This window comes from Kitasatospora sp. NPDC054768 (genome assembly GCF_053612025.1).
Genome location: NZ_JBSHBN010000019.1, coordinates 15,010 through 37,520, shown reverse-complemented (window position 1 = coordinate 37,520; position 22,511 = coordinate 15,010). Strand labels below are relative to the sequence as shown.

Sequence of the window (22,511 nt, the reverse complement as noted above, 5' to 3'; positions counted from 1 at the left end):
GGCTGACTTTTTTCCTTTTTTGGGTCTTTGTGGCTCGGGCCAAACACCCCGTCTGGGGTGTTGGGGGGGGGGGGGCCCCCCCGCCCCCCCCCCCGGCAGTACCCCCGTACCCGGCCGTACGTCCGAGGAGCAGCGCATGAAGGCCGCCGTCGTCCGCGATTTCACCGCACCGCTGGTCGTCGAGGACCACCCGGTACCCGAGCCGGCCGCGCACCAGGTCCGGGTCCGGATCGAGGCCTCCGGTCTCTGCCACACCGACATCCACGCCGCCCACGGCGACTGGCCGGTCAAGCCCAGCCCGCCGTTCGTGCCCGGGCACGAGGGCGTCGGCATCGTCGAGGCGGCCGGCGACCTGGTCCGGCACGTCCGGGTGGGCGAGCGGGTCGCCATCCCCTGGCTCGCGGACGCCTGCGGGCGCTGCGACCACTGCGTCTCCGGCTGGGAGACCCTCTGCCTCCGGCAGCACAACAGCGGCTACTCCGTGGACGGCGCCTACGCCGAGTACGCGCTCGCGCACGGCGACTACGTCGTCCCCGTCCCCGACGGCATCGACCCGCTGGACGCCGCGCCGCTGTCCTGCGCGGGCGTCACCACCTACAAGGCGCTCAAGGTCTCCGGGGCCGGGCCCGGCACCCGGGTGCTGGTCTCCGGCATCGGCGGGCTCGGCCACCTGGCGCTCCAGTACGCCCGGGTCTTCGGCGCCGAGACCATCGCCGTCGACGTCACCGACGACAAACTCGCCCTGGCCCGCGACCTCGGCGCCGACCACGTCCTCGACGCCCGCACCCAGGACGTCGCCGCCGAGGTCCAGGCCCTCGGCGGCGCCCACGCCGCGATCGCCCTCGCCGTCAGCAACGCCTCCTTCCAGGCCGCCTACGGAGCCCTGCGCCGCGGCGGCACCCTCGTCCTGGTCGCCCTCCCGGCCGGCGGCAAGCTCGAACTGCCCGTCTTCGAGACGGTGTTGAACGGCACCAAGGTGATCGGCTCGATCGTCGGCACCCGCGAGGACCTCGCCGAGGTCTTCCGGCTGCACGCCCTCGGCCGCACCCGGGTGATCCGCGAGACCCGCCGCCTCGACGACGTGAACGCCTGCTTCGACGAGGTGCTGAGCGGCAAGGTCTCCGCCCGCCTGGTCTTCGACCTGCGCTGACGGCCCCCGGACCGCCACCCGGCCGGTCGGTTCGGCGGCGCGCCCGGTCGGGCGGCGGGCACAAGGCCCGGATGCCGCCACTGCTGCACACCGCCGCCCGCCCCGGTTCGTCCGGGTGGGGTTGCAGTTGCGTCTCCGTTCCGTTCGGCGTGGGTACGAAGTGGCCGGCGGTCCGGGATCGTGGGGGCAACCACTCGTACGGCAGGGGGAGTTGCCATGGGGGACGGCCGGGGGCCGGCACCGGATGCGGTGGCGGCGGCACTGCTGGGCGACGGGCCGCACCAGGCGGTGGCCGATGTCGTGCGGGCGCGGCTGCGGATGGTGCCGGAGGGCGCCGGGGCGCTCGCGGCGGCGCAGGCGCGCCCGGGGGACGCGCAGGCGCGGGCGCTGCTGGCCGCCGCCGTCGCGCACCTGCTGGCCACGGACCCGGCGTTCGCGCAGTACCTGGCCACCACCGCGCTCGGGAAGCCGGGCGATCCACCGACCGTCCAACTGCGGAGCGAGCCCGGCACCGTGCAGCTGCGGGTCGGCCCGCCGTCCGCACCGCCGCCGAAGGGCCCGAGCACCGTTCAGCTGCGGACCGGCCCCGCGGCCGCCCGCGCGCGGGCGCTCGCCGCCCGGCGGAGCAGCGCCGGGATCGTGGCGGCGCTCGTCCTGGTGCTGATCGCCGCGCTGGTCGCGCTCGGCGTCCACCTGGGCTCGCGCCCGCTGCTGAAGCCGGGCGGGCCCGGGCTGGCGCACGCCGCGCAGCCGCTGGGCGACCCGGTGCTGGTCCAGGGCGTGCTGCCCGACGAGGGGGCGATGCCGCGCGGGTGGCGGGTGCAGCGGGGGCCGGAGTCGGGGACGGGCCCGACCGACGCGGTGCCGTGCCTGCTGCCGGACGCCTGCGACCAGCAACTCGCCTCGGCCAGCGTGACGTTCGGCGCCGCGTCGGTGCAGACCGTGGAGTTCGACGTGGTCGCCTTCGCCTCCCCCGAGGCGGCCGCCAAGGCCTTCGGCAGCGCACTCGAACGCACCGGCGGCGTGGAGTCGACGGCGGTGGCGATCCCGCGGATCGGCGACCGGAGCGCCACCCGGACCGTCGGTTCCTCGTCGGCGGTGGCGCTGGTCCAGGTCGGCGGCGTGCTGCTCCTGGTGCGGGACGACGGGCCGGGCGCCGCCCTGACCGCGCCCGGGCTGACGGTGTTCGCCCGACTGCTCGCCGACCGCGCCCACCAGGCCCAGGAGGGCCGCACTCCCGACGCCTCCGCCCGGGGGACGACGAGCTGACGGTCGGCGCCCCCCGGCGCCCGGAGCGGGCGGGGAGCCGGGTCGTCGCCCGAATGCATGTATCGCTCCCTTGACTGGCGTCACGGACGCGCCATACTGGCCTCACTCCCCGCTCGCACAACGAGGTGCCCGCCCATGGAGCTCTCACCCTCCGCGCACGTGGACACGTTCTGCCGAGACCATCTCCCACCCTCCGAGCAATGGCCCGAACTCCTTTTCGAACTCCCGGAGTTGGCCTATCCCGATCGCCTGAACTGCGCCGCCGCCCTGCTCGACGACACCATCGAGCGCCTCGGCCCCGACCGACCGTGCCTGCTCACCCCCACCGAACGGTGGTCCTACGGCGAACTGCGCGACCACGCCGACCGGATCGCCCGTCTGCTGACCGAGGACCTCGGCCTCGCCACCGGCAACCGGGTCCTGCTGCGCGGCCCCAACACCCCCTGGCTGGCGGCCTGTTGGCTCGGCGTGCTGAAGGCCGGCGGGGTCGCCGTCACCACCATGCCGCTGCTGCGCGCCGCCGAGCTGACCGAACTGCACGGCATCGCCCGGCCCGTCCTCGCCCTGTGCGACCACCGCTTCCTGGACGAGCTGCACCGGGCACGGACCCCCGGACTGCGCGTCCTCGGCTACGGCGGCCCCGGCCCCGAGGACCTCACCGCCCGCTGCGCCGCCAAGGCCGCCCACTTCCCGGCCGTCCCGACCGCCGCCGACGACGTCGCGCTGATCGCCTTCACCTCCGGCACCACCGGCCGCCCCAAGGCCACCCTGCACTTCCACCGCGACGTGCTCGCCATCGCCGACACCTTCTCCCGCCACCTGCTCCGCCCCACCCCCGAGGACCTCTTCGCCGGAACCCCGCCGCTCGGCTTCACCTTCGGCCTCGGCGGCCTGCTGGTCTTCCCGCTGCGGGCGGGCGCCGCCGGCCTGCTGCTGGAGCACGCCACCCCGGAGCAACTGGCCGAGCAGGTGCGCCGGCACCGGGCGAGCGTGCTGTTCACCGCGCCGACCGCCTACCGGGCCATCCTGGCCGCCGGGCTGGCGGACCGGCTCTCCGGGGTGCGGCACTGCGTCTCGGCGGGCGAGCCGCTGCCCGCCGCCGTCTGGCGGGCCTTCCACGAGGCCACCGGACAGCGGTTGATCGACGGCATCGGCGCCACCGAAATGCTGCACGTGTTCGTCTCGGCCGCCGGCGGGGACATCCGGCCCGGTTCCACCGGCCGGCCCGTCCCCGGATTCCGGGCCGCGGTCCTGGACGGGCAGGGCCGTCCGGTGCCGGACGGCGAACCCGGGATGCTGGCGGTCAAGGGCCCGACCGGCTGCCGCTACCTGGACGACGAGCGCCAGCTGGACTACGTCCGCGGCGGCTGGAACCTCACCGGCGACACCTACGTCCGGGACGGCGACGGCTACTTCTGGTTCCGGGCCCGCAACGACGACATGATCGTCTCGGCCGGCTACAACATCGCCGGGCCCGAGGTCGAGCAGGCGCTCGCCACCCACCCCGACGTGGCCGACTGCGCGGTGGTCGGCGCGCCGGACGAGCAGCGCGGCACGGTGGTCAAGGCGTACGTGGTGCTGCGCCCGGGCGTCCCGGAGGGGCCGGAGACGGCGCGCGGACTCCAGGAGCACGTCAAGCGCGCCATCGCACCGTACAAGTACCCGCGGGCGGTCGAGTTCGTGCCCGGGCTGCCGCGCACCGCGACCGGCAAGCTGCACCGCGCCGAGCTGCGCCGACGGGCCGCACCGACCCCGGCCAGCGTCACCGTCGAGCGCCGGGTGGAGTGGTTCGACACCGACGCCGCCGGGCACTACCACTTCTCCGCCGTGCAGCGCTGGGCCGAGGCGGCGGAGGCGGCCCTGCTGCGCCGGCTCGGACTGGCCGACCTGTTCGGGCGGATCCCCCGGGTGCACTTCGAGGCCGACTACCGCGAACGGCTCTGGTTCGGCGACCTGGTCCGCACCGAGCTGCGGGTGGTCCGGGTCGGCGGCTCCTCGCTGCACTACGCCTTCGAGGTGCACGGCCCGCACGGGTTGGCCGCGAAGGGGCGGATGTCGGTGGTGCACTCCGCACCGCACGACGGGGGCGCCGAGCCGTGGCCCTCACAGGTCCGCCGCACACTGGCGGAGGCCGGGCCGCAGCGCCCGGAGGTGGCCGCGTGAGCCCCGGGACGGCCGCCGGCGCCGGGGCGACCGTCGACCCCGGGCCGACTGTCGGTCCCGGGGCGATCACCGCCCCCGAGGCGGCCGCATGAGCACCGCACGGGACCGTACCCGGATCGCCGTGATCGGCGGCGGCCCCGGCGGGCTCTACTTCGCCGCCCTGGCCAAGCAGCTGGCGCCCGACCGGGAGCTCACCGTCTTCGAACGGGACGGCCGGGACGACGATTTCGGCTTCGGCGTGGTCTTCTCCGACGAGACCCTGGACGGCATCGCGCACGCCGACCCGCACGTCTTCGCCGCGATCAGCGCCGAGTTCGCCCGCTGGAGCGACATCGACATCCGCTTCGCGGGCGAGGTGCGCACCAGCGGCGGCCACGGCTTCGCCGCCCTGGACCGCAACCGGCTGCGCGCCGTCCTGCAACGGCGCTGCGCCGAGCTGGCGGTGGACGTGCGCTACCGGACCCCCGCCCCGCCCGTGGACCGGCTGGCCGCCGAGTACGACCTGGTGGTGGCCGCCGACGGCATCCGCTCCGGCACCCGGGCCGCCTTCCCGGAGAGCTTCCGCCCCGATCTGGACGAGCGCCACTGCCGCTACATGTGGCTCGCCACGGACAAGGTCTTCGAGGCCTTCACCTTCATCGTCGAGAGGTTCGACTTCGGCGTCCTCCAGGTGCACGCCTACCCGTACAGCGCCACCCGCTCGACCTTCATCGTCGAGGCGGCCGCGGACGCCTGGCGCCGTGCGGGCTTCGAGGCCCTCGCCGCACGGGAACCGGCGCGCGGCGAGAGCGATCTGGCGAGCGTGCGTCGCTGCGCGGAGCTGCTCGCCGGGCACCTGGACGGCCACCGGCTGATCCCCAACGCCTCCCGCTGGATCCGCTTCACCACGGTGCGCAACGCGAGCTGGCGCCACCGCAACGTGGTCCTGCTCGGCGACGCCGCGCACTCCGCGCACTTCTCGATCGGCTCGGGCACCAAGCTCGCCCTGGAGGACGCCCTCGCCCTGGCCGCCGCACTGAGCGAACAGCCCACCCTGGACGCGGCGTTGGCCGGTTACGAGGCCGAGCGGCGCCCGGTGGTGGAGTCCACCCAGCGTGCCGCGCAGGCCAGTCTGGAGTGGTTCGAGACCATCGGGCGGCGGACCGGGCAGGACGCCGACCGGTTCGCCTTCAACCTGCTCACCCGCAGCCGGCGGGTCACCTACGGCAATCTGCGGGCCCGCGACCCCGCCTTCGTAGACGCCGTGGACACCGCCTTCGGCGGCTCTCCCGGAGTGCCGCCGATGTTCCGGCCGCTGAAGCTGGGCGCACTGGAACTGCGCAACCGCGTCGTGGTGCCGCCGCTCGCCACCTTCACCTCCCCCGACGCGCTGCCCAGCGGCTTCGACCGGGCCCAGCTGACCGGGCACGCGCTCGGCGGCGCGGGGCTGGTGCTCGCCGGGATGACCGCGGTCGGCCCCGAGGGCCGGGCCACCGACCGCTGCCCGGGCCTGTGGACCGACCACCAGGAGGCCGCCTGGCACCAACTCGTCGGCGCCGTCCGGGCGGTGAGCGACACCCCGCTCGGCATCCAGCTGACCCACGCCGGCCGCCGGGGCGCGACCACCGCCCCCGGGCCGGACGGCATCGGCCGCCCGCTCACCGAAGGCTGGCCGCTGATCGCCCCCTCGGCCCTTCCCTGGGACGCCGACAGCCCCGTTCCGCACGAGGCGAACGACATCCAACTGGCCGCCGTCACCGCGGACTTCGCAGCCTCCGCCGAGCGGGCCGCCCGGGCCGGCTTCGACGTGCTGGAGCTCCAGTTCGGCCATGGCCACCTGCTCTCCTCCTTCCTCTCCCCGCTCACCAACCGCCGCACCGACCGCTACGGCGGCCCGCTGGCCGACCGGCTGCGGCTGCCGCTGGAGGTGCTGACGGCGGTACGGGCCGTCTGGCCGGCCGGCCGCCCGCTGCTGGTGCGGATCTCGGCGAGCGACTGGGCGCCCGGCGGCACCACCGAGGAGGAGGCGGTGGCGATCTGCCGCGCGCTCGCCGGGGCCGGGGCGGACGCGCTGGACGTCTCCACCGGCGAGGTGGTGGCGCACCAGCGGCCGCCGTACGGGCGCGGCTACCAGACGCCCTTCGCCGAGCTGGTCCGCGCCGCCACCGGTCTGCCGACCATCGCGGTCGGCGCGATCTCCGGGTTCGACGACGCCGACTCCGTGCTGCTGGCCGGGCGGGCCGACCTGGTCGCGGTCGGCCGCGCCCAGCTGTACGACCCGCTCTGGACCCTGCACGCCGCCGCCGAGCGGGGCTACAGCGGGCCGGGCGCCCGCTGGCCCGGGCCGTGGACGGCGGGCAGCCGCAGGCCGCCGGGCCCGAACGCCGACCGGGTCGCCCCGCGCCTGCACCTGCTGCGCGAGCCGTCCGCGCCCGTCCACCGCCGCTGGTCACCGCCCCTTCCTTCCGACACCGCCGAGGAGTGACGAGGAGCCATGCCCCACCTGCCCCGCTTCACCGCCGCCGCCGTCCAGGCCGCCCCGGTCTACCTGGACCCGGCCGCCACCGTCGACAAGGCCGTCGCGCTGATCCACGAGGCGGCCGGGCACGGCGCCGAACTGGTGGTCTTCCCCGAGGTCTTCGTGCCCGGCTACCCGTACTGGAACTGGACGATGAACCCGGTGCAGGGCTCGCCCTGGTTCGAGCGCCTGTACCGGGCCGCCGTCGACGTCCCCGGCCCGTACGTCGACACCCTGCGGGCCGCCGCCCGGCAGGCCGGCGTGGTGCTGGTGATCGGGATCAACGAACGCGGCGGGCCCGGCCTCGGACTGCTGTACAACACCCTGCTGATCATCGACGCGGACGGCGAACTCCTCAGCGTCCACCGCAAGTTGATGCCGACCTGGGCCGAGAGACTGACCTGGGGCCAGGGCGACGGGAGCACCCTCACGGTGCACCCCACCGCCGTCGGCCCGCTCGGCGCGCTGGCCTGCGGCGAGAACACCAACCCGCTGGCCCGCTTCACCCTGCTGGCCCAGGGCGAACTGGTCCACGCCGCCTGCTACATCGCGCTGCCGGTGGGCCCGGAGGACTATGACATGGCGGACTCGATCGCGCTGCGCACCGCCGCGCACTGCTTCGAGGGCAAGGTGTTCTCCGTCGTCTCCTGTTCCACCCTCTCGCCCGGGATGGTGGACCTGATCGCCGGCGACGACCCGCAGGTCCGCAAGCAGCTCGCCCGACCGCACAGCGCCCTGTCCGGGATCTTCGGTCCGGACGGCCGCCCCGTCACCGAACCGCTGGTGGACGAGGAGGGCGTCGTCTACGCCGAGATCGACCTCGGCCGCTGCATCCAGCCCAAGCAGATGCACGACATCGTCGGGCACTACAACCGCTTCGACGTCTTCCGGCTGCACGTGGACAACCGCCCGCTGCGGCCGCTGACGCTCCCCGAGGAGGAGGCATGACCAGCCCCGAGGGCCCCCCTGGCCACAACGCTCACGACGACGACCGGATCGGCCGGGCCCGGGTCGCCGACAGTCCCGAACTGCTGACCTACTACAAGGAGTTGGCCGAGCACGAGGCGGGCGCCCTGTGGACGGTCGCGAACGAGATCGAGCCCTGGTACCCGCAGCCGAAGTCCGTCCCGGTGCTCTGGCGCTACGCCGACCTCCGCCCGCTGGTGCGCAAGGCGCTGCCGCTGGTGAAGGCCGACGACGCCGGACGCCGGGTGGTGATGCTGGTGAACCCCGGCCGCCGCGAACTGAGCGCCGCCGTCGGCCTGTTGTACACCGGCCTGCAGATCATGGGGCCCGGCGAGGCGATGACGGCGCACCGCCACCAGGCCTCCGCGCTGCGCTTCGTCCACGAGGGCACCGGCGCCTGGACCGTCGTGGACGGACAGAAGCTGCAGGTCGGCCCGCGCGACTTCGCGATCACCCCGAACAACACCTGGCACGAGCACGGCAACGAGGCCGACGACGCCCCGGTGATCTGGCAGGACGGCCTGGACATCCCGCTGGTCAACACCCTCGACGCCAACTTCTACGAGGTCCACCCGGAGCTGTACCAGCGACCGGGGCCGGTCACCGGCTCCTCGCTGCTCAGCTACGGCGGCAACCTGCTGCCGTACGGCGTCGAGAAGTGGAGCCGGCCGTACTCCCCGCTGCTCGGCTGGCCCTGGGAGCCCAGCTACCACGCGCTGCGCCGGCTCGCCCGCGCCACCGAGGGATCGCCCTACGACGGCGTGATCATGGAGTACACCAACCCGGTCACCGGCGGCCCGGTGATGCCGACCATGTCCGCCCACCTGCAACTGCTGCGCCCGGGCCAGGCCACCCGCGCCCACCGGCACACCGGCTCGGTGGTGTACACCGCGGCCAAGGGGCGCGGCGCCTCGGTGATCGCCGGACAGCGCTTCGCATGGCAGCAGGGCGACATCTTCGTCGTCCCGTCCTGGGCCTGGCACGAGCACGAGAACCTCGACCGGGGCGAGGACGCCTGCCTGTTCTCCTTCAACGACGTCCCGGTGATGCACGCGCTCGGCCTCCACCGCGAGGAGGCCCACCCGGACGGGCAGCAGCCCACCGTCACCGCCGCCTGACCAGGAGCCCCACCACCATGCACCTGCTGACCTTCCGCACCGACGACGACGCCGACCCCGCCGGCCGCACCGAGGACGACGGCCATGACGACACCCCGCGCCTCGGCGCCCGGATCGACGGCGAACGGGTCGTCGACCTGACCGCCCTCGCCACCGCCGCCGGGGTCCGACTGCCCCCCGACCTCCTCGGGTTGATCCGCGCCGGAGAACCGGCCCTGGCCACCGTCCGCGACCTGCTGGCCGGGGCCCCGGCCGGCCGGCCGCTCGCCGAGGTCTCGCTGTGCGCGCCGCTGCGCCCCGGCAAGATCGTCGGCGTCGGCCTCAACTACGTGGAGCACGTGGCCGAGTCGCACCGCACCCTGGACACCGACCGCGAACTGCCCGACCGGCCGGTGCTGTTCGGCAAGCCCTCGACCGCCGTCACCGGCCCGGGCGGCCCCATCCTGCACAACGCCGACCTCACCAAGCAGCTCGACTGGGAGTGCGAACTCGCCGTGGTGATCGGCGCACCGGCCTTCCGGGTGGCCGAGGCGGACGCGCTGCGGCACGTGTTCGGCTACAGCATCGTCAACGACGTCAGTGCCCGGGACCAGCGCCGCTCCGGCCAGTGGTTCTTCTCCAAGGGCCAGGACAGCTACGCGCCGTTCGGCCCGGTCGTGGTGACCGCCGACGAGATCCCCGACCCGCAGCGGCTCGACCTCTCGCTGAAGGTCAACGGCGAGCTGCGGCAGGACTCCAACACCCGCCACATGCTGTTCGGCGTCGCCCGGCTGATCGCCGACATCTCCTCCGGCGTCACCCTGGAACCGGGCGACGTGATCTCCACCGGTTCCCCCTCGGGCGTCGGCGCCGGGATGGTGCCGCCGCAGTTCCTCCAGCCCGGCGACCTGGTCGAGGCCACCATCGAACGGATCGGCACGCTCGCCAACCCGGTGATCGACGCCCGCTGACCCGCCCCGGACCGGAAAGGACCGTCCACCCGATGACCACCCACCGGATCGGCCAGATCGTCCCGAGCTCCAACGTCACCATGGAGACCGAGGTCCCCGCCCTGCTGCGGGCCCGCGAGGCGGTCGCCCCCGAGCGGTTCACCTTCCACTCCAGCCGGATGCGGATGACCAGGGTCACCCCCGAACAACTGCGCGCCATGGACGCCGAGTCCGACCGCTGCGCCGCCGAGCTGTCGGACGCCCGGGTGGACGTGATCGGCTACGCCTGCCTGGTCGCCGTGATGGCCACCGGCCCCGGCTACCACCGGCAGGCCGAACGGCGGCTGCACCTGCGCACCGTCCAGAACGGCGCCCCCGCGCCCGTGGTCACCAGCGCCGGCGCGCTCGTCGCCGGGCTGCACGAACTCGGGGCCGCGAAGGTCGCCATGGTCACCCCGTACCTGCGGCCGCTGGCCCGGACGGTGGTCGAGTACCTCGCCGCCGAGGGCATCGAGGTGCTCGACCACGCCGCCCTGGAGATCGCCGACAACCTCGACGTCGCCGCCCACGACCCGGCCCTGCTGCCCGCCATCGCCCGCGGTCTCGCCCACGCCGAGGCGGACGCGGTGGTGCTCTCGGCCTGCGTGCAACTGCCCTCGCTGTCCGCGGTCGAGGAGGCCGAGCAGCAGTTGGGCAAGCCGGTGGTCTCGGCGGCCGTCTGCACCACCCACCAGCTCCTGCGGGCCCTCGGCCTGCCCGCCTTCGCACCCGGCGCCGGACACCTGCTCTCCGGTGCCTACGCGTAGCCTCCCGGACGCCTTGGAAACGCAGGATTCCGCGCCCTCGGACCGGCACTCTCGTTATGATCGCCACCACCACCGGGGAGGAGGGCCCGCGCATGTCCGAGCACACGTCCCGGCCGAGCTCCCTGATCCACACCGTCTACGGCGAGTTCGTCCGCCGCCTCGGCGGCTGGATATCCATCGCCGACCTGATCGCGCTGCTGGCCGAGCTGGACGTCGACGGCCCGGCCGTCCGCTCGGCGATCTCGCGGTTGAAGAAGGCCGGCACCCTGCTCCAGGAGCGGCGCGCGGGCACGGGGTACCGGCTCGCGCGCGCGATGGAGCCCGTCTTCGAGGAGGGCGACCGGCGGATCTTCCACAGCCTGGAGCCGGCCGAACTCGCCGACGGCTGGGTGGTGGCGGTCTTCTCGGTGCCCGAGTCCGCCCGCGCCCACCGCCACCAGCTGCGCTCCCGGCTGAGCTGGCTGGGCTTCGGCAACGCCGCCCCCGGGGTCTGGCTGGCACCGGCCCGGCTGCTGCCGGACGCCCGTCGGCTGCTGGACCGGCTCGGGCTGAGCGCCTACGTCCATCTGTTCCTCTCCGCCGAGTACGCCGGCTTCGCCGATCTCCGTACGGCAGTGGCGAGTTGGTGGGACCTCCCGGCGATCGAGGCGCAGTACGGGGCCTTCGCCGACGCCTGGCACCCGGCCGTCGAGGAGCTGCGCGGACGGTCTCCGGTCGACCCGGCCGAGGCCTTCCGCGACTACGTGCCGATGCTCACCCGTTGGCGCCGGCTGCCGTACCTGGATCCGGGGCTGCCCGCGCCGCTGCTGCCCGCCGACTGGAACGCGGTACCGGCGCGCGCGGTGTTCACCGAGTTGCACGGACTGCTCGCCGAGCCCAGCCTCCGGTACGTCGAGAAGGTCACCGGACTGTCCCGCCCCCAGGAGCCGCAATGACCAACCCCACCGATCCGGCGATCCGACCCGCCTCCGCCCTTCCGGCGGCCCGCCCCACCCCCGCGGACCTGCTGATCCGCGCCGCCGCCGTGCACACCCTGGTGCCCGGCGAGCCGCCCCGGCGGGCGGTCGCCGTCACCGGTGGCCGGATCACCGCGCTCTCCGCCGCGCCCGACGGACTGGACGCCCTGATCGGCCCGGGCACCGAGGTGGTGGACGCCCCGGGCTCGACCGTGCTGCCCGCCTTCGACGACACCCACACCCACCTGATCCTGGCCGGACACAGCGTCCACGGCGTGCCCGTCCACCGGGCCCGCGACCTCGCCGGATTCCTCGGCCTGATCCGCGAACGCGCCGCCCGCACCCCAGCCGGGGAGTGGATCCGCACCACGGTCAACTGGCAGGAGGTCCTGCTGGCCGAGCAACGGATGCCCACCACCGGGGAGTTGGACACGGCCACCGCCGAACACCCGGTGCTGGTGCGCCGCGGTGCGTACAACATGGTGCTCAACTCGGCCGCGCTGCGGCTGGCCGGGATCACCGACGCCACCGAGGCGCCGCCGGGCGGCGTGATCGAGCGCGACGAGCACGGGCGGCTCACCGGCCGGCTGATCAACCGGGCGGTCGAGCTGGTCGAGCGGGTGCTGCCGCACCCGACCCTCACGGAGCGGATCGACGGACTGCGCGCCGCCTCCGCCGACTTCGCCGCCACCGGGATCGGCACCGTCCGCGACTGCCTGGTCCCGGCCGAGGACCTCGACGTCCTGGACGCCGCCCGGGCCGAGGGCGCCCTGGCCGTCCGGGTCCGCGCGCTGGTCTCCGGCTTCGCCGCCCGCACGCCGGCCCAGGTGGACGCACTGCTGGACCGGATGGACGACTGGCGGGCGGCCGGCCGGGACGACGACCGACTGCGGCTCTGGGGCGTCAAGTTCGGGATCGACGGCGGCTTCGAGGCCGGCGCGGTGGAGGAGCCGTACCAGGGGCAGCCCTGCTATCACGGCCGGCTGCTCTGGGAGCCGGCCGAACTGCTCGCGGCGGTGGAGCGGGTGGTCGGGCGGGGCCGGCGGGTCGGCGTGCACGCCTGGGGCGACCGCGGGCTGCGGGTCCTGCTGGACGTCTTCGAGCAGGTGGTCGAGCGCCACCCCGGCCTGCCGCCGGGCACCCTGGTGGTCGAGCACGGCGGCCTGGCCCGCCCCGAGCAGCGGGCGCGGGCGATCGCGCTGGGCATCCCGGTGACGGTCCAGCACCCACTGCTGCACGACGGCGCGCTCACCCAGCAGCGGGCCTGGGGCGAGGAACGCACCGCCGCGCTCTTCCCGCTGCGCGAGTGGCTGGACGAGGGCGCGCTGATCACCGGCGGCTCGGACTTCCCGGTCGGCCCGTACGGCGCGATGGTGTCGGTGTGGGGCATGACCACGCGCGGCACCACGGCCGGGGTGGTCGGCCCGGAGCACGCGATCGGCCGGTCCGAGGCCGTCGCGCTGCACACCGTGAACGCGGCCCGGCTGACCGGCGAGAGCACGGTGCGCGGCAGCCTGCGGCCGGGGGCGTTCGCCGACCTCACGGTGTGGCCGGTCGATCCGCTGGATCCGTCGGCCTGCCCGGTGGACGCGCTGCGCCAGCTGCGCCCCACCCGCACGGTGGTCGACGGCCGTACCACGCACTGCGCCTGACGACTCGTCAGGCAGCGGCGAGCTCCCGCAGATCGATGCCGCGGTGCAGCGCGCGCAGGTCCTCGTGCAGCGTGGACGGCGGAACGGCGAGCACCCCGCAGCGGGCCCGGTTCACACAGCGCCGGGCGATCGAGCGGCGCGTCAGCCCGCGCAGCCTGACCCGCAGGCCGCCCTGCTCGCCGGTGCTGACCACCAGCAGGTCGCCCGGGCGGTCGGCCAGCCCGGTCAGCACCGTCGCGACCTCGCCGCGCACGACCAGCGGCTGCACCGGCACCCCGATCGGCAGTCCGCCGAAGGCCTGCTCCAGCGCGCTCTCCATCCGCGCCTCGGCGAGTTCCTGCCAGGCGCGCAGCAGCGGCGGGCAGGGCCGGGCGCGGTAGTTGCGCTCACCGCCGACCGGCGTCCAGGCGAGCACCGGCACCAGGACGGCCCCCCGGGCCCGGGCCTCCTCGGCCGCCCGGTGCAGGGCGGTCAGGCTGTGCAGTGAACCACTGACTCCGACGATGACGCGGGCGCCGTCCGACATGATCCTTCACTTTCCGATGCCAAAACTCTTCAATGTCTGCGATTAGATTGCCACATCCTCTTTTGGCCTGCAAATCAAAGGCATTCACTGAATATCACCTTTCATCGCCCGGCATATCCATGCCCTGGCCGCCACCCGGACGGACCTCCTGGAGCAACCCCCAGGTGAAGTCGGCCTCGTACGGGCGCAGCCGTCCATCGGCATCCGGGACCGCGAAGTCCAGCCGGAACCTGGTCGGCGCACTGCCCTCGCGCGGCACCGCGGACGGAAACGCGGCCCCGACGTCGCCCACCACGCAGCCCCACGGCGCGAGATCGGCCGGCGTGCGCAGCGCGGGCACCGGGGAGCCCGCCGCCCGCACCAGCCACTCGTTCAACAGCGGCCCACCGATCTCCGCCGGGCCGAGCAGGATCTCGAAGCGCAACTCGGGCCAGAGCGGCAGCGCCCACTGGCGCGCCACGCAGTCGAGATCCCCGATCCGACGCGGCACACTCGCCCCGGCCGGCCCGAGCACGGCCGCGTACCGGGCCGCGCCGCGCGGGAAGCCGGGCGCGCGGACCATCGCCTGCCAGCGCTTGTTGGCCTCCCGCATCGAGGCCCGGGTGGCGCCGAGCCGCCGCACCGCACCCTCCACCAGCCCGGGCTGGAAATCGGCCATCCGGCGCAGCAGCACCAGCTGGAACTCGGTGACCCCGAAGCCGTTGATCGCCATGTCCGAAGCCTAGACGGGAGCGGGGAACCGGCCGCTCGACCACCCCGCGGTCGCCCCGGGCACCGTCGACGGCGCCCGGGGCGGCGGTGCGTCCCGCGCCCGGTCAGGAGACCTGGACGGTGACCTTCCAGTTGATGACCCACGGCGGGCAGACCGAGCCGCGGTCCGGCACACAGCGGCCGATCGCGGTGATGGCGCCCGTCCCGGCGGCCGTCGCCGAGAAGGTCCCGTGGGAGTCGCCGTTGGCCTCGGCGCTGCCCGCCGTCTGCGAGAGCAGGGCGGGCGTCGGGGTGCCCAGGGCGTACCAGTACCAGGTCACCGTGTAGTCGCGCAGCGCGAGAAGCTCCACCTGCACGGTGTCCCCCACGTGCGCCTGGACGGTCGATCCGCCGTCCGCACGGGAGATGGTGACGGTGGCGGGCGCGGGGTCGGGGGCCGTGGCGGCCCCGGACGCCGCGGGTGCGGCGGGTGCGGCGGGTGCGGCGCTCAGTGTCAGGGCGAGGGCGGCGGCGGGCACGGCGAGCAGTCTCAGGGCGTTCACGGCACTCCCGGTACTCGGAGGATCGGCGCTCGGAGCCTCCCGTCTACCGGTCGCCCGTGCCGCCTGACAACGGTCTCCGGCCGCCGCCGGACGAAGCTGCGCCGAACGGACGCCCCCGCCGACCGTCGATCGCCGTAGCGGCCCTCCTCCGCCGCCGGGGAACACGCCCTGGCGTCGCAGGCCCGGCGAAGATCCACAAGGCACGACCTGAAACCCTCCAGCCATTCGAGCACATGTTCGAATCGAGGCGTACGCTGACCCCATGCACGGCACCGTCCACCTCCAGCCCTCGCTGTTCGACGACGCGGACCGCGGCGGCCTCCGCCTCGGCCCGCTCACCGGCCTGCGGCGGCGGCCGCTCGGCGACGGCGCCTGGCTGGACCTGCTCCCGGGCTGGCTGCACGGAGCCGACGAGCTGTTCGAACAACTGGCCTCCGACGTGCCGTGGCGGGCCGAGCGCCGCGAGATGTACGAACGGACGGTCGACGTCCCGCGCCTGCTGGCCTCCTACCCGGCGCAGGCCGAACCGCCCCACCCGGTGCTCGGCCTGGCCCGGACGGCGCTGAGCCGGCACTACGCCCAGGAGCTGGGCGAGCCGTTCCGCACCCTCGGCCTGTGCTACTACCGGGACGGCCGGGACAGCGTGGCCTGGCACGGCGACCGGATCGGGCGCGGCGCCCGCGAGGACACCATGGTGGCGATCCTCTCCGTCGGCGAGCCGCGCACCCTGGCGCTGCGGCCCCGGTCCGGCGGCGGGCCGGTCGTCCGCCACCCGCTCGGGCACGGGGACCTGGTCGTGATGGGCGGCTCCTGCCAGCGCACCTGGGAGCACGCGATCCCCAAGACGGCCCGCCCGGTGGGCCCTCGGATCAGCGTCCAGTTCCGGCCGCACGGAGTGTCCTGATCCCCCGCTTGCCGCGCACCCGCCGGGCGCGGAGGCTGGCGGGTGGGGCCGGTGGCGACGAACACCGAACACCGAACGCCGAACGCCGAACGCCGGGCACCGGGCACCGGGCACCGGGCACCGGGCACCGGGCACCGGGCCCGCCAGGAGGGTCGCATGCCGAAACCGGGCAACTACCGCGCCGGGGTGCCGTGCTGGGTCGTTCTCACCACGCCGGACACCGCACGGGCAGAGGCCTTCTACGGCGCGCTGTTCGACTGGGAGTTCGTTCCGACCGGCCCCGCCGAGGCGGTTGCCACCCGGTACGGCGCCCAGGTCGCGGCCGTCGAACGGGCCCGGCCGACCGACCCGGCCGCCACCTGGACCACCTTCCTCGCCTGCCCCGATCCGCCGGGCACCCTCGCCGCGGTCCGGGCCGCCGGCGGCCGCCTCGCCCGTGAACCGTACGAGGTGCCCGAGCAGGGCCGCGCCGCGCTCGCCGTCGACCCGCTCGGCGCCCGCTTCGGACTCTGGCAGGCCGGCACCATCGACGGCGCCGGCCTGGTCGACGAACCGGGCGCGCTCGCCTGGAACGAGCACCTCTCCCCCGACCCCGACGCCGCCCGGGCCTTCTACCACCGGGTCCTCGGCTACGGCTACGACCGGCCACGGGCGGGACACACCCTCGCCCGGGTGGCCGGCCTGCCCGCGTGCAGCATCGGCCCCGCCGGCCCGGGCGCGGAGGCGCGCTGGCTGGTCCACTTCGCGACCGGGGACACCGACCGCACGGCCGACCGGCTGCGCGCCCTCGGCGGCACGGTCGTCACCGGGCCGGCGCCGGCGCCGTTCGGCCGCACCGCGCTGGTCCGGGACGACGCCGGCGCGGAGTTCGTGCTGGTCGCCGTCCCGACCCGGGACTCCGCGGCGGCGGCCTGAGCCCGCCCCGGCCGAACCCGCCACCGATCCACCCGTCCGCGCACCCGCACACGGACCCGGAGCCTCCCCCTCCAGCCCGTCAAGTTGCCTTCCTGGCAAGACTGTTCGGCACACTCACCGGGCGCCCGAGGACGACCGACCCGCCGAACCCGCTGTCCGTTGCGACCGCTACCGTGCTGCCATGAGTTCCTTCCTGCGCGCGTACCTGGTCGACCCCGCGGAGCTCCGTGTCCGCGTCGGCAGCGGCAACGACGGGGCGCTCGACGAGGCCCTCGCATACTTCGGCCCGTCCCTGGACAGGTCCGACGAGCACTTCGCCGACGAGATCGCGCTGGGCGCGCCGACCGCCCTGGAGGCGCTGCGCGCCGTGGTGCACGGCGGCCCCTTCTCCGCGGACGCGGGCCACGCCTTCCAGTACGGCTACGCGTACCGGCGGCTGTGCTGGCTCGTCGGGCAGCCCCTGGAGGTCGACTCCTTCGGACCGTTCCGGGGCAACTGGCTGGAGGTGGTCGACGACGGCCTGAAGGCGTACGGGATCACGGCCGTCTCGGTCGCGGACTTCCAGTACGGCGGCGGCCTTCCGGCCGAACTGCCCTCCTGCGACGTGCCGTCCTGCAGCACCTGGCCGGCCGAGGACTGCCGGAGGGCACTGGAGCAGTTCGAACGGGCCGAGCGCGAGGGCCGCACCCCGGCGCCGGAGCGCGAGGTGGCCGAGGCCGTCGCGGAGGTCGTCGGCTGGCTCCGGCTCGCGCAGCGCCGGAAGGGCTCCGACGTGGTCGGCTTCGTCTCCTGAACCGCCCGGCCTCCTGAGGCGCTCGGGCCCGGACGGCCGAGGGAGTCCCGCCGACGGCGGGACTCCCGGGTGCGCGGCCTCGGCGGACGTCAGTCCTTCACCGCGCCGGCCAGTCCGGAGACCAGCTTGCGCTGCACCGCGATGAAGAAGATCAGCACCGGCACGGTCATCAGCGTGGACGCCGCCATGATGCCGCCCCAGTCATTCTCGTCCGGCTTGAAGAAGACCAGCAGCGCCGAGGGCAGCGTCTGGTTCTGGGTGGCGCTGATGATGAAGGTCTTGGCGAAGACGAAGTCGTTCCACGCCGCGATGAAGGAGAACACGCTGGTCGCGGCGAGTCCCGGCGCCACCAGCGGCAGCAGGATCCGCCACAGGATGCGGGTCCGGCCGGCCCCGTCGATCTGCGCCGCCTCCTCGATCGAGACCGGGACGGCCGCGACGAAGCCGCGCATCATCCAGATCCCGAACGGCAGCGAGAACGCCAGCTGCACCAGGACCAGCGAGGCCAGGGTGTTCAGCCCGACGCCTGGGGCGAACCGCCCGGCGTCGCGGAACATGAAGAACAGCGGGATGGTCAGCGCCTCGACCGGGATCATCTGGGCGATCAGGAACATCACCATGATGGTGGTCCGGAACTTGAAGCGGAACCTGGTCACGGCCACCGCCGCCAGGAAGACCACGATCGCCGACAGCACCACCACCGACAGCGCGACCACCAGGCTGTTCACGAAGTAGCGGCCGAATCCGTCGACGCTGAGCACCTGCCGGAAGCTCTCCAGCGTGGGGTGGGCGGTCCACGGCCTGGGGTCGAGGGACTGGATCTCGCCCTTGGGTTTGAAGGCCGAGAGCACCATCCAGAAGATCGGGAACGCGGTGACCACGGCCAGCACGATCGCACCGGTGTTGGCGGCCAGCCGCCAACGGCCCCGGGCGTTCCGGCCGCGGGTGTTCCGACCACGGGAGTTCCGGCCGCGGGCGTTGCCGGCCGGCTTCACGGCGGCCGGGGAGGAGTTCGCCGGGCTCACAGTTCGCTCCCCGTCCGTCGCAGCGTGCGGATGTACAGGACCGTCGGGATCACCAGGATCAGCAGCATGATCACGCCGATCGCCGCGCCCAGCCCGTACTGCGAGGAGGCGAACGCCTTCTGGTACGCGTACACGTTGAGCACCAGGTTCTGGCCGGCGATGCCGCCGCCCTCGGTCATCACATAGATCTGGGTGAAAACCTTGAAGTCCCAGATCACCGACTGGATGACCACGATGGTCAGGATCGGCCGCAGCATCGGCGCGGTGATCCGGCGGAAGGTGGTCCAGGTGTTGGCGCCGTCCAGGGCGGCCGCCTCCATGATCTCCTCCGGGATCGCCCGGATGCCCGCGTAGAGGGTGACCATCACGAACGGGTAGGAGTGCCACACCACCACGGCGCCGACGATCAGGAACGCCGTCCACTTGTCGTAGAACCAGTTGAACTCGTGGAAGCCGGAGAGCCCGAGCCCCTCCAGGGTGTGGTTGACCAGACCGAGGTTGGTGTCGAACAGGAAGCTCCACACCGTCGAACCGGTCATCGCCGGCGCCGCCCAGGCGGCCATCGCCGCGGTGGTCAGCACCAGCCGCGGCCACCGGCCGACCTTGGTGAGCAGCACCGCGAGGGTGGCGCCGACGGCCAGGGTGGCGACCACGCAGAACGCGGCGAAGCCGATGGTCTGGAACAGCACCGTCCAGAACTGCTCGTCCTCCAGGATCTTCGTGTAGTTGCCGAAGCCGACGAAGGAGGTCGGGACGCCGCCGGAGGCCTGGGCCTGCCCGAAGTCGAGGACGGACAGCAGGCCGAGCTGGTAGATCGGGTAGGCGACCAGCGGGATCAGGATGACCGCGGCCGGCAGGAGCAGCAGCAGCGGGGGCCGCCGGCGCCGGCCGCCCGGGGGTGCGGCCGGCGCCTTTCCCCCACGGCGCCTCTGCGGGGAAGGCGGCGCCGGGGCGGTCGAGGTGGATACGGACACGTGCGGGACCTGCTCTCTGAGACGAACCGGGAGGGGGGCCGTCCGTGCGCGGCCGGTGGCCGACGGTGCGGTGTGCCGGTGGCCGACGGTGCGGGGCCTGCGGTGCGGGGCCTGCGGCGGTGCACCGCCGGCGGCCGGCCGTCAGTGCGCGGCGAAGGCCGAGGAGATCTGCGCGGCGGCGTCGGCCGAGGCCTTGGCCACGTCGGCCTTGCCGGTGACGACCTGCTGGAGCATCGTCGGGATCACCGACTGGGCGTCGATCTGCGCCCACGCCTGGTCGAGCGGGACGAACCTGGTGCCGGCCGCGATGGTGTCGGTGAAGGGCTTCAGGAACGCGTCCTTCGCCGCCACCTTGCCGCTGACGGACTTGAGCGTCGGCAGGTTGCCCATCGCGTCGTACATCTGCTCCTGGTACGCGGGGCTCGCCAGCAGCTCGGCGAATTCGACGGCCAGCGTGCGGTGCTTGGCCGCCTTCATCACGCCCAGGTTGTTGCCGCCGGCGAAGGCCGGGGCGATCGAGCCGGGCTTCTCGCCGGGCAGCGGCACCACGCCGTACTTGCCCTTGACCGCGCCCGCGTCCACCTTGCTGCGGTTGGAGTTGAGCAGCACCGCCATCGCCGACTTGCCGGCCGCGAACACGTCCACGGTCTTGCCACCGGTCAGGTCCGCGCACTGCTGGGCGGGGCAGCCGTCCGCGCCGAACAGGTCGGTGTAGCGCTTGATCCCGGCCTGCGAGGCGGGCGAGGCGATCGCCGCCTTGAACGTGGCGCCGTCCTTGGCGGCGATGTCGCCGCCCGCGTCCCAGACGAAGGGCAGCGCGGCGAAGGTGTACTTGCCGCCGACGGCGATGCCGAAGGTGTCCGGGTGCGCGGCGTGGATCTTCTGGTTGGCGGCGACCAGCTCGGCGTACGAGGTCGGCGGGGTGAGGCCGGCCTCGGTGAACAGGTCGGTGCGGTAGTACAGCGCGCGCACGCCGACCCACCAGGGCAGGCCGTAGGTCTTGCCGTCCACCACGGCGGTCTTGGCGATCGCCGGGTCGAGGTCGCCCTTGTCCTGCCACTTGTCCAGGTCGGCGGTGATGTCGGCGAGGCCGCCGGCGGCGACGTAGCCGGGCAGGTCGGTGTTGCCGAACTCGACCAGGTCGGGGGCGCTGTTCGGGTCGTTGAAGGCGCCCTTCATCTTGGCGGCGCGGGCCGAGGCGTCGGTGTCGATGTAGCTGACGTTGACGGTGGCGCCCTGGTGGGAGGCCTGGAACTCGGCCACGGCCTTGGAGATCACGGCCTCCTTGGCCGCGTTGCCGGCCTCGTTGTACAGCCAGACCTGCACGGTGCCGGTCCGGTCGTCGGCGGCCTTGTCGCTCGCCGGCGCGGCGGTGCCGGGGGCACAGGCGGTGGCGGCCAGGCAGCCGGCGGCGAGCACGGCGGCTGCGGCGGTCCGTCCGATGAGTCGCATGGTGGAGACCTCCCCTCCCGACAGCTGCCGCTGAGACGTCCGCCGCCGGGGACGGGCACGTCGAAGCAGGCCCTGACCGGGGCCGATGGTGGGTGAAGTGGTGGGGGTACGGCAGGGCGCAGCGCTCGGGTGGGGCGTCGTCGCCTGCTCGATGGCAGGGACGTTAGGCGGGGCCGATCGGCGCCAACAAGAGGGAGTTGGTGAAAGTTTTGCACTGCACAACGTTGTATCGAAGATGCGGCGATCGGGTCGCGAACGGGTACGTTCTGACAACCGCCGCCGACCTGCGGGGGAACACCGGCAGAACGACACCAGGGAACGGACCCATGACGGAGACGGCGCCCAAGAAACCCGCGACCGAACGCAACCAGTCCTCCTCGCTGCGCCGCGCCCTCGCCGTCCTCGGCTACGTCCGCGACCACGGCGACCGGCGCGGCGTCCCGCTCGCCCAGCTCGCCGACGGCCTCGGCCTCAACAAGAGCACCGTGCTGCGACTGGCCGGCCCCCTGCTGGACGAGCACCTCCTCGACCGGGACCGCGAGACCGGCTGGTTCCGGCTCGGCCACGGCTCGCTGCGGCTCGGTCAGGCCTACCTGACCACCCTCGACCTGCGCAGCGTCGCCGCCGAGCACCTGCGCCGGCTCCAGCGCGAGGCCGGCGAGACCGTCCACCTGACCGTCTGGCAGGCCCCCGGGATCGTCTACCTGGACAAGGTCGAGGACGAGACCAACGTCCGGATGGCCTCCCGGGTCGGCAGCCGGGCTCCCGCCTACTGCACCGCCACCGGAAAGGCGATCCTGGCCTGGCTGCCCGAGGAGGCCGTCGCCGAGGTGGTCGCGGCCGGGCTGCGCCCGGTCACCGCCTGGACCATCGCCGACGAGCCCCGGCTCCGCGCCGACCTCGCCCGCATCCGCGCCCGCGGCTACTCGATCGACGACCGCGAGAACGAGCCCGAGGTCCGCTGCGTCGCCGCCCCGATCTTCGACCACACCGGCGAGGTCACCGCGGCCCTCTCCGTCTCCGGCCTCACCTCACGGATGACCGCCGCCCGGGTCCGCGCCCTCGGCCCGGTCGTCGCCCAGGTCGGGCTGCGGATCTCCCGCGAACTCGGCTCCGACCGCCAGCCGTCCTGAACGCCGGGCCGCTGCCGGCCCTTGCCCGGC

General features: G+C 74.2%; 20 protein-coding genes and 1 pseudogene. 15 read left to right on the top strand and 6 right to left on the bottom strand.

Annotated elements, in window-relative coordinates:
• Positions 1 to 136 precede the first annotated feature (136 nt).
• The 11 genes and pseudogenes from adhP (at position 137) to ACWGKU_RS08430 (ending at position 13,506) form a co-directional block, all read left to right on the top strand.
• On the top strand, positions 137 to 1,150 hold the full coding sequence (gene adhP / locus ACWGKU_RS08480) for an alcohol dehydrogenase AdhP (RefSeq protein ID WP_452178109.1): 1,014 nt from the start codon (positions 137 to 139) through the stop codon (positions 1,148 to 1,150).
• A gap of 216 nt (positions 1,151 to 1,366) precedes the next feature.
• Positions 1,367 to 2,419, top strand: a complete 1,053-nt coding sequence (locus ACWGKU_RS08475) for a hypothetical protein (RefSeq protein ID WP_452178108.1) — start codon at positions 1,367 to 1,369, stop codon at positions 2,417 to 2,419.
• Positions 2,420 to 2,554: 135 nt separating this feature from the next.
• Positions 2,555 to 4,165 (top strand): annotated as a pseudogene (locus ACWGKU_RS08470) (AMP-binding protein); the annotation flags it as partial.
• Between the two features lie 33 nt (positions 4,166 to 4,198).
• On the top strand, positions 4,199 to 4,582 hold the full coding sequence (locus ACWGKU_RS08465; protein WP_359907613.1) for an acyl-CoA thioesterase: 384 nt from the start codon (positions 4,199 to 4,201) through the stop codon (positions 4,580 to 4,582).
• Between the two features lie 88 nt (positions 4,583 to 4,670).
• Complete coding sequence (locus ACWGKU_RS08460) at positions 4,671 to 7,046, top strand: oxidoreductase (protein ID WP_401051767.1); 2,376 nt, start codon at positions 4,671 to 4,673, stop codon at positions 7,044 to 7,046.
• A 9-nt stretch (positions 7,047 to 7,055) separates the two neighbouring features.
• Positions 7,056 to 8,027, top strand: a complete 972-nt coding sequence (locus ACWGKU_RS08455; protein ID WP_401051766.1) for a carbon-nitrogen hydrolase family protein — start codon at positions 7,056 to 7,058, stop codon at positions 8,025 to 8,027.
• Positions 8,024 to 9,163, top strand: a complete 1,140-nt coding sequence (locus ACWGKU_RS08450) for a cupin domain-containing protein (protein ID WP_452178107.1) — start codon at positions 8,024 to 8,026, stop codon at positions 9,161 to 9,163. The genes ACWGKU_RS08455 and ACWGKU_RS08450 overlap by 4 nt, the downstream gene beginning before the upstream one ends.
• A 17-nt stretch (positions 9,164 to 9,180) precedes the next feature.
• Positions 9,181 to 10,113 carry a fumarylacetoacetate hydrolase family protein gene (locus ACWGKU_RS08445; protein WP_452178106.1) on the top strand — a complete coding sequence of 311 codons (933 nt, stop codon included), beginning with the start codon at positions 9,181 to 9,183 and terminating at the stop codon, positions 10,111 to 10,113.
• A 32-nt stretch (positions 10,114 to 10,145) separates the two neighbouring features.
• Positions 10,146 to 10,898: a maleate cis-trans isomerase family protein gene (locus tag ACWGKU_RS08440; protein WP_387688143.1), complete on the top strand. Its 753-nt coding sequence runs from the start codon at positions 10,146 to 10,148 to the stop codon at positions 10,896 to 10,898.
• Positions 10,899 to 10,990: 92 nt separating this feature from the next.
• On the top strand, positions 10,991 to 11,833 hold the full coding sequence (locus ACWGKU_RS08435; RefSeq protein WP_452178105.1) for a PaaX family transcriptional regulator: 843 nt from the start codon (positions 10,991 to 10,993) through the stop codon (positions 11,831 to 11,833).
• On the top strand, positions 11,830 to 13,506 hold the full coding sequence (locus tag ACWGKU_RS08430) for an amidohydrolase (RefSeq protein WP_452178104.1): 1,677 nt from the start codon (positions 11,830 to 11,832) through the stop codon (positions 13,504 to 13,506). The genes ACWGKU_RS08435 and ACWGKU_RS08430 overlap by 4 nt, the downstream gene beginning before the upstream one ends.
• 7 nt (positions 13,507 to 13,513) lie before the next feature.
• Here ACWGKU_RS08430 and ACWGKU_RS08425 read toward each other — a convergent pair whose 3' ends face one another.
• The 3 genes from ACWGKU_RS08425 to ACWGKU_RS08415 form a co-directional block, all read right to left on the bottom strand.
• Positions 13,514 to 14,032, bottom strand: a complete 519-nt coding sequence (locus tag ACWGKU_RS08425; RefSeq protein WP_380545787.1) for a universal stress protein — start codon at positions 14,030 to 14,032, stop codon at positions 13,514 to 13,516.
• 94 nt (positions 14,033 to 14,126) lie between these two features.
• Positions 14,127 to 14,744 carry a hypothetical protein gene (locus ACWGKU_RS08420; protein WP_452178103.1) on the bottom strand — a complete coding sequence of 206 codons (618 nt, stop codon included), beginning with the start codon at positions 14,742 to 14,744 and terminating at the stop codon, positions 14,127 to 14,129.
• A 103-nt stretch (positions 14,745 to 14,847) separates the two neighbouring features.
• On the bottom strand, positions 14,848 to 15,285 hold the full coding sequence (locus tag ACWGKU_RS08415) for a hypothetical protein (protein WP_452178102.1): 438 nt from the start codon (positions 15,283 to 15,285) through the stop codon (positions 14,848 to 14,850).
• A gap of 262 nt (positions 15,286 to 15,547) precedes the next feature.
• On the opposite strand from ACWGKU_RS08415, the gene ACWGKU_RS08410 reads away from it, so the two are divergent.
• The 3 genes from ACWGKU_RS08410 (at position 15,548) to ACWGKU_RS08400 (ending at position 17,897) form a co-directional block, all read left to right on the top strand.
• Positions 15,548 to 16,189: an alpha-ketoglutarate-dependent dioxygenase AlkB gene (locus ACWGKU_RS08410; protein ID WP_452178101.1), complete on the top strand. Its 642-nt coding sequence runs from the start codon at positions 15,548 to 15,550 to the stop codon at positions 16,187 to 16,189.
• A 156-nt stretch (positions 16,190 to 16,345) separates the two neighbouring features.
• A complete protein-coding gene (locus ACWGKU_RS08405) occupies positions 16,346 to 17,104 on the top strand; it encodes a VOC family protein (protein ID WP_452178100.1) in 759 nt (252 codons plus the stop codon).
• Between the two features lie 181 nt (positions 17,105 to 17,285).
• The gene (locus ACWGKU_RS08400) at positions 17,286 to 17,897 is read left to right on the top strand and encodes a DUF7691 family protein (protein ID WP_401046385.1); all 612 of its coding nucleotides are present in this window, start codon (positions 17,286 to 17,288) and stop codon (positions 17,895 to 17,897) included.
• 89 nt (positions 17,898 to 17,986) lie between these two features.
• Here the strand turns inward: ACWGKU_RS08400 and ACWGKU_RS08395 are convergent, their stop codons facing one another.
• The 3 genes from ACWGKU_RS08395 to ACWGKU_RS08385 form a co-directional block, all read right to left on the bottom strand.
• The gene (locus ACWGKU_RS08395) at positions 17,987 to 18,922 is read right to left on the bottom strand and encodes a carbohydrate ABC transporter permease (RefSeq protein ID WP_401046383.1); all 936 of its coding nucleotides are present in this window, start codon (positions 18,920 to 18,922) and stop codon (positions 17,987 to 17,989) included.
• On the bottom strand, positions 18,919 to 19,896 hold the full coding sequence (locus ACWGKU_RS08390; protein WP_452178099.1) for a carbohydrate ABC transporter permease: 978 nt from the start codon (positions 19,894 to 19,896) through the stop codon (positions 18,919 to 18,921). The genes ACWGKU_RS08395 and ACWGKU_RS08390 overlap by 4 nt, the downstream gene beginning before the upstream one ends.
• A 141-nt stretch (positions 19,897 to 20,037) precedes the next feature.
• Entirely contained in the window at positions 20,038 to 21,348 is a 1,311-nt protein-coding gene (locus tag ACWGKU_RS08385; protein ID WP_452178098.1) for an extracellular solute-binding protein, read from the bottom strand.
• Between the two features lie 326 nt (positions 21,349 to 21,674).
• On the opposite strand from ACWGKU_RS08385, the gene ACWGKU_RS08380 reads away from it, so the two are divergent.
• On the top strand, positions 21,675 to 22,481 hold the full coding sequence (locus tag ACWGKU_RS08380; protein WP_359907558.1) for an IclR family transcriptional regulator: 807 nt from the start codon (positions 21,675 to 21,677) through the stop codon (positions 22,479 to 22,481).
• Positions 22,482 to 22,511: the final 30 nt, after the last annotated feature.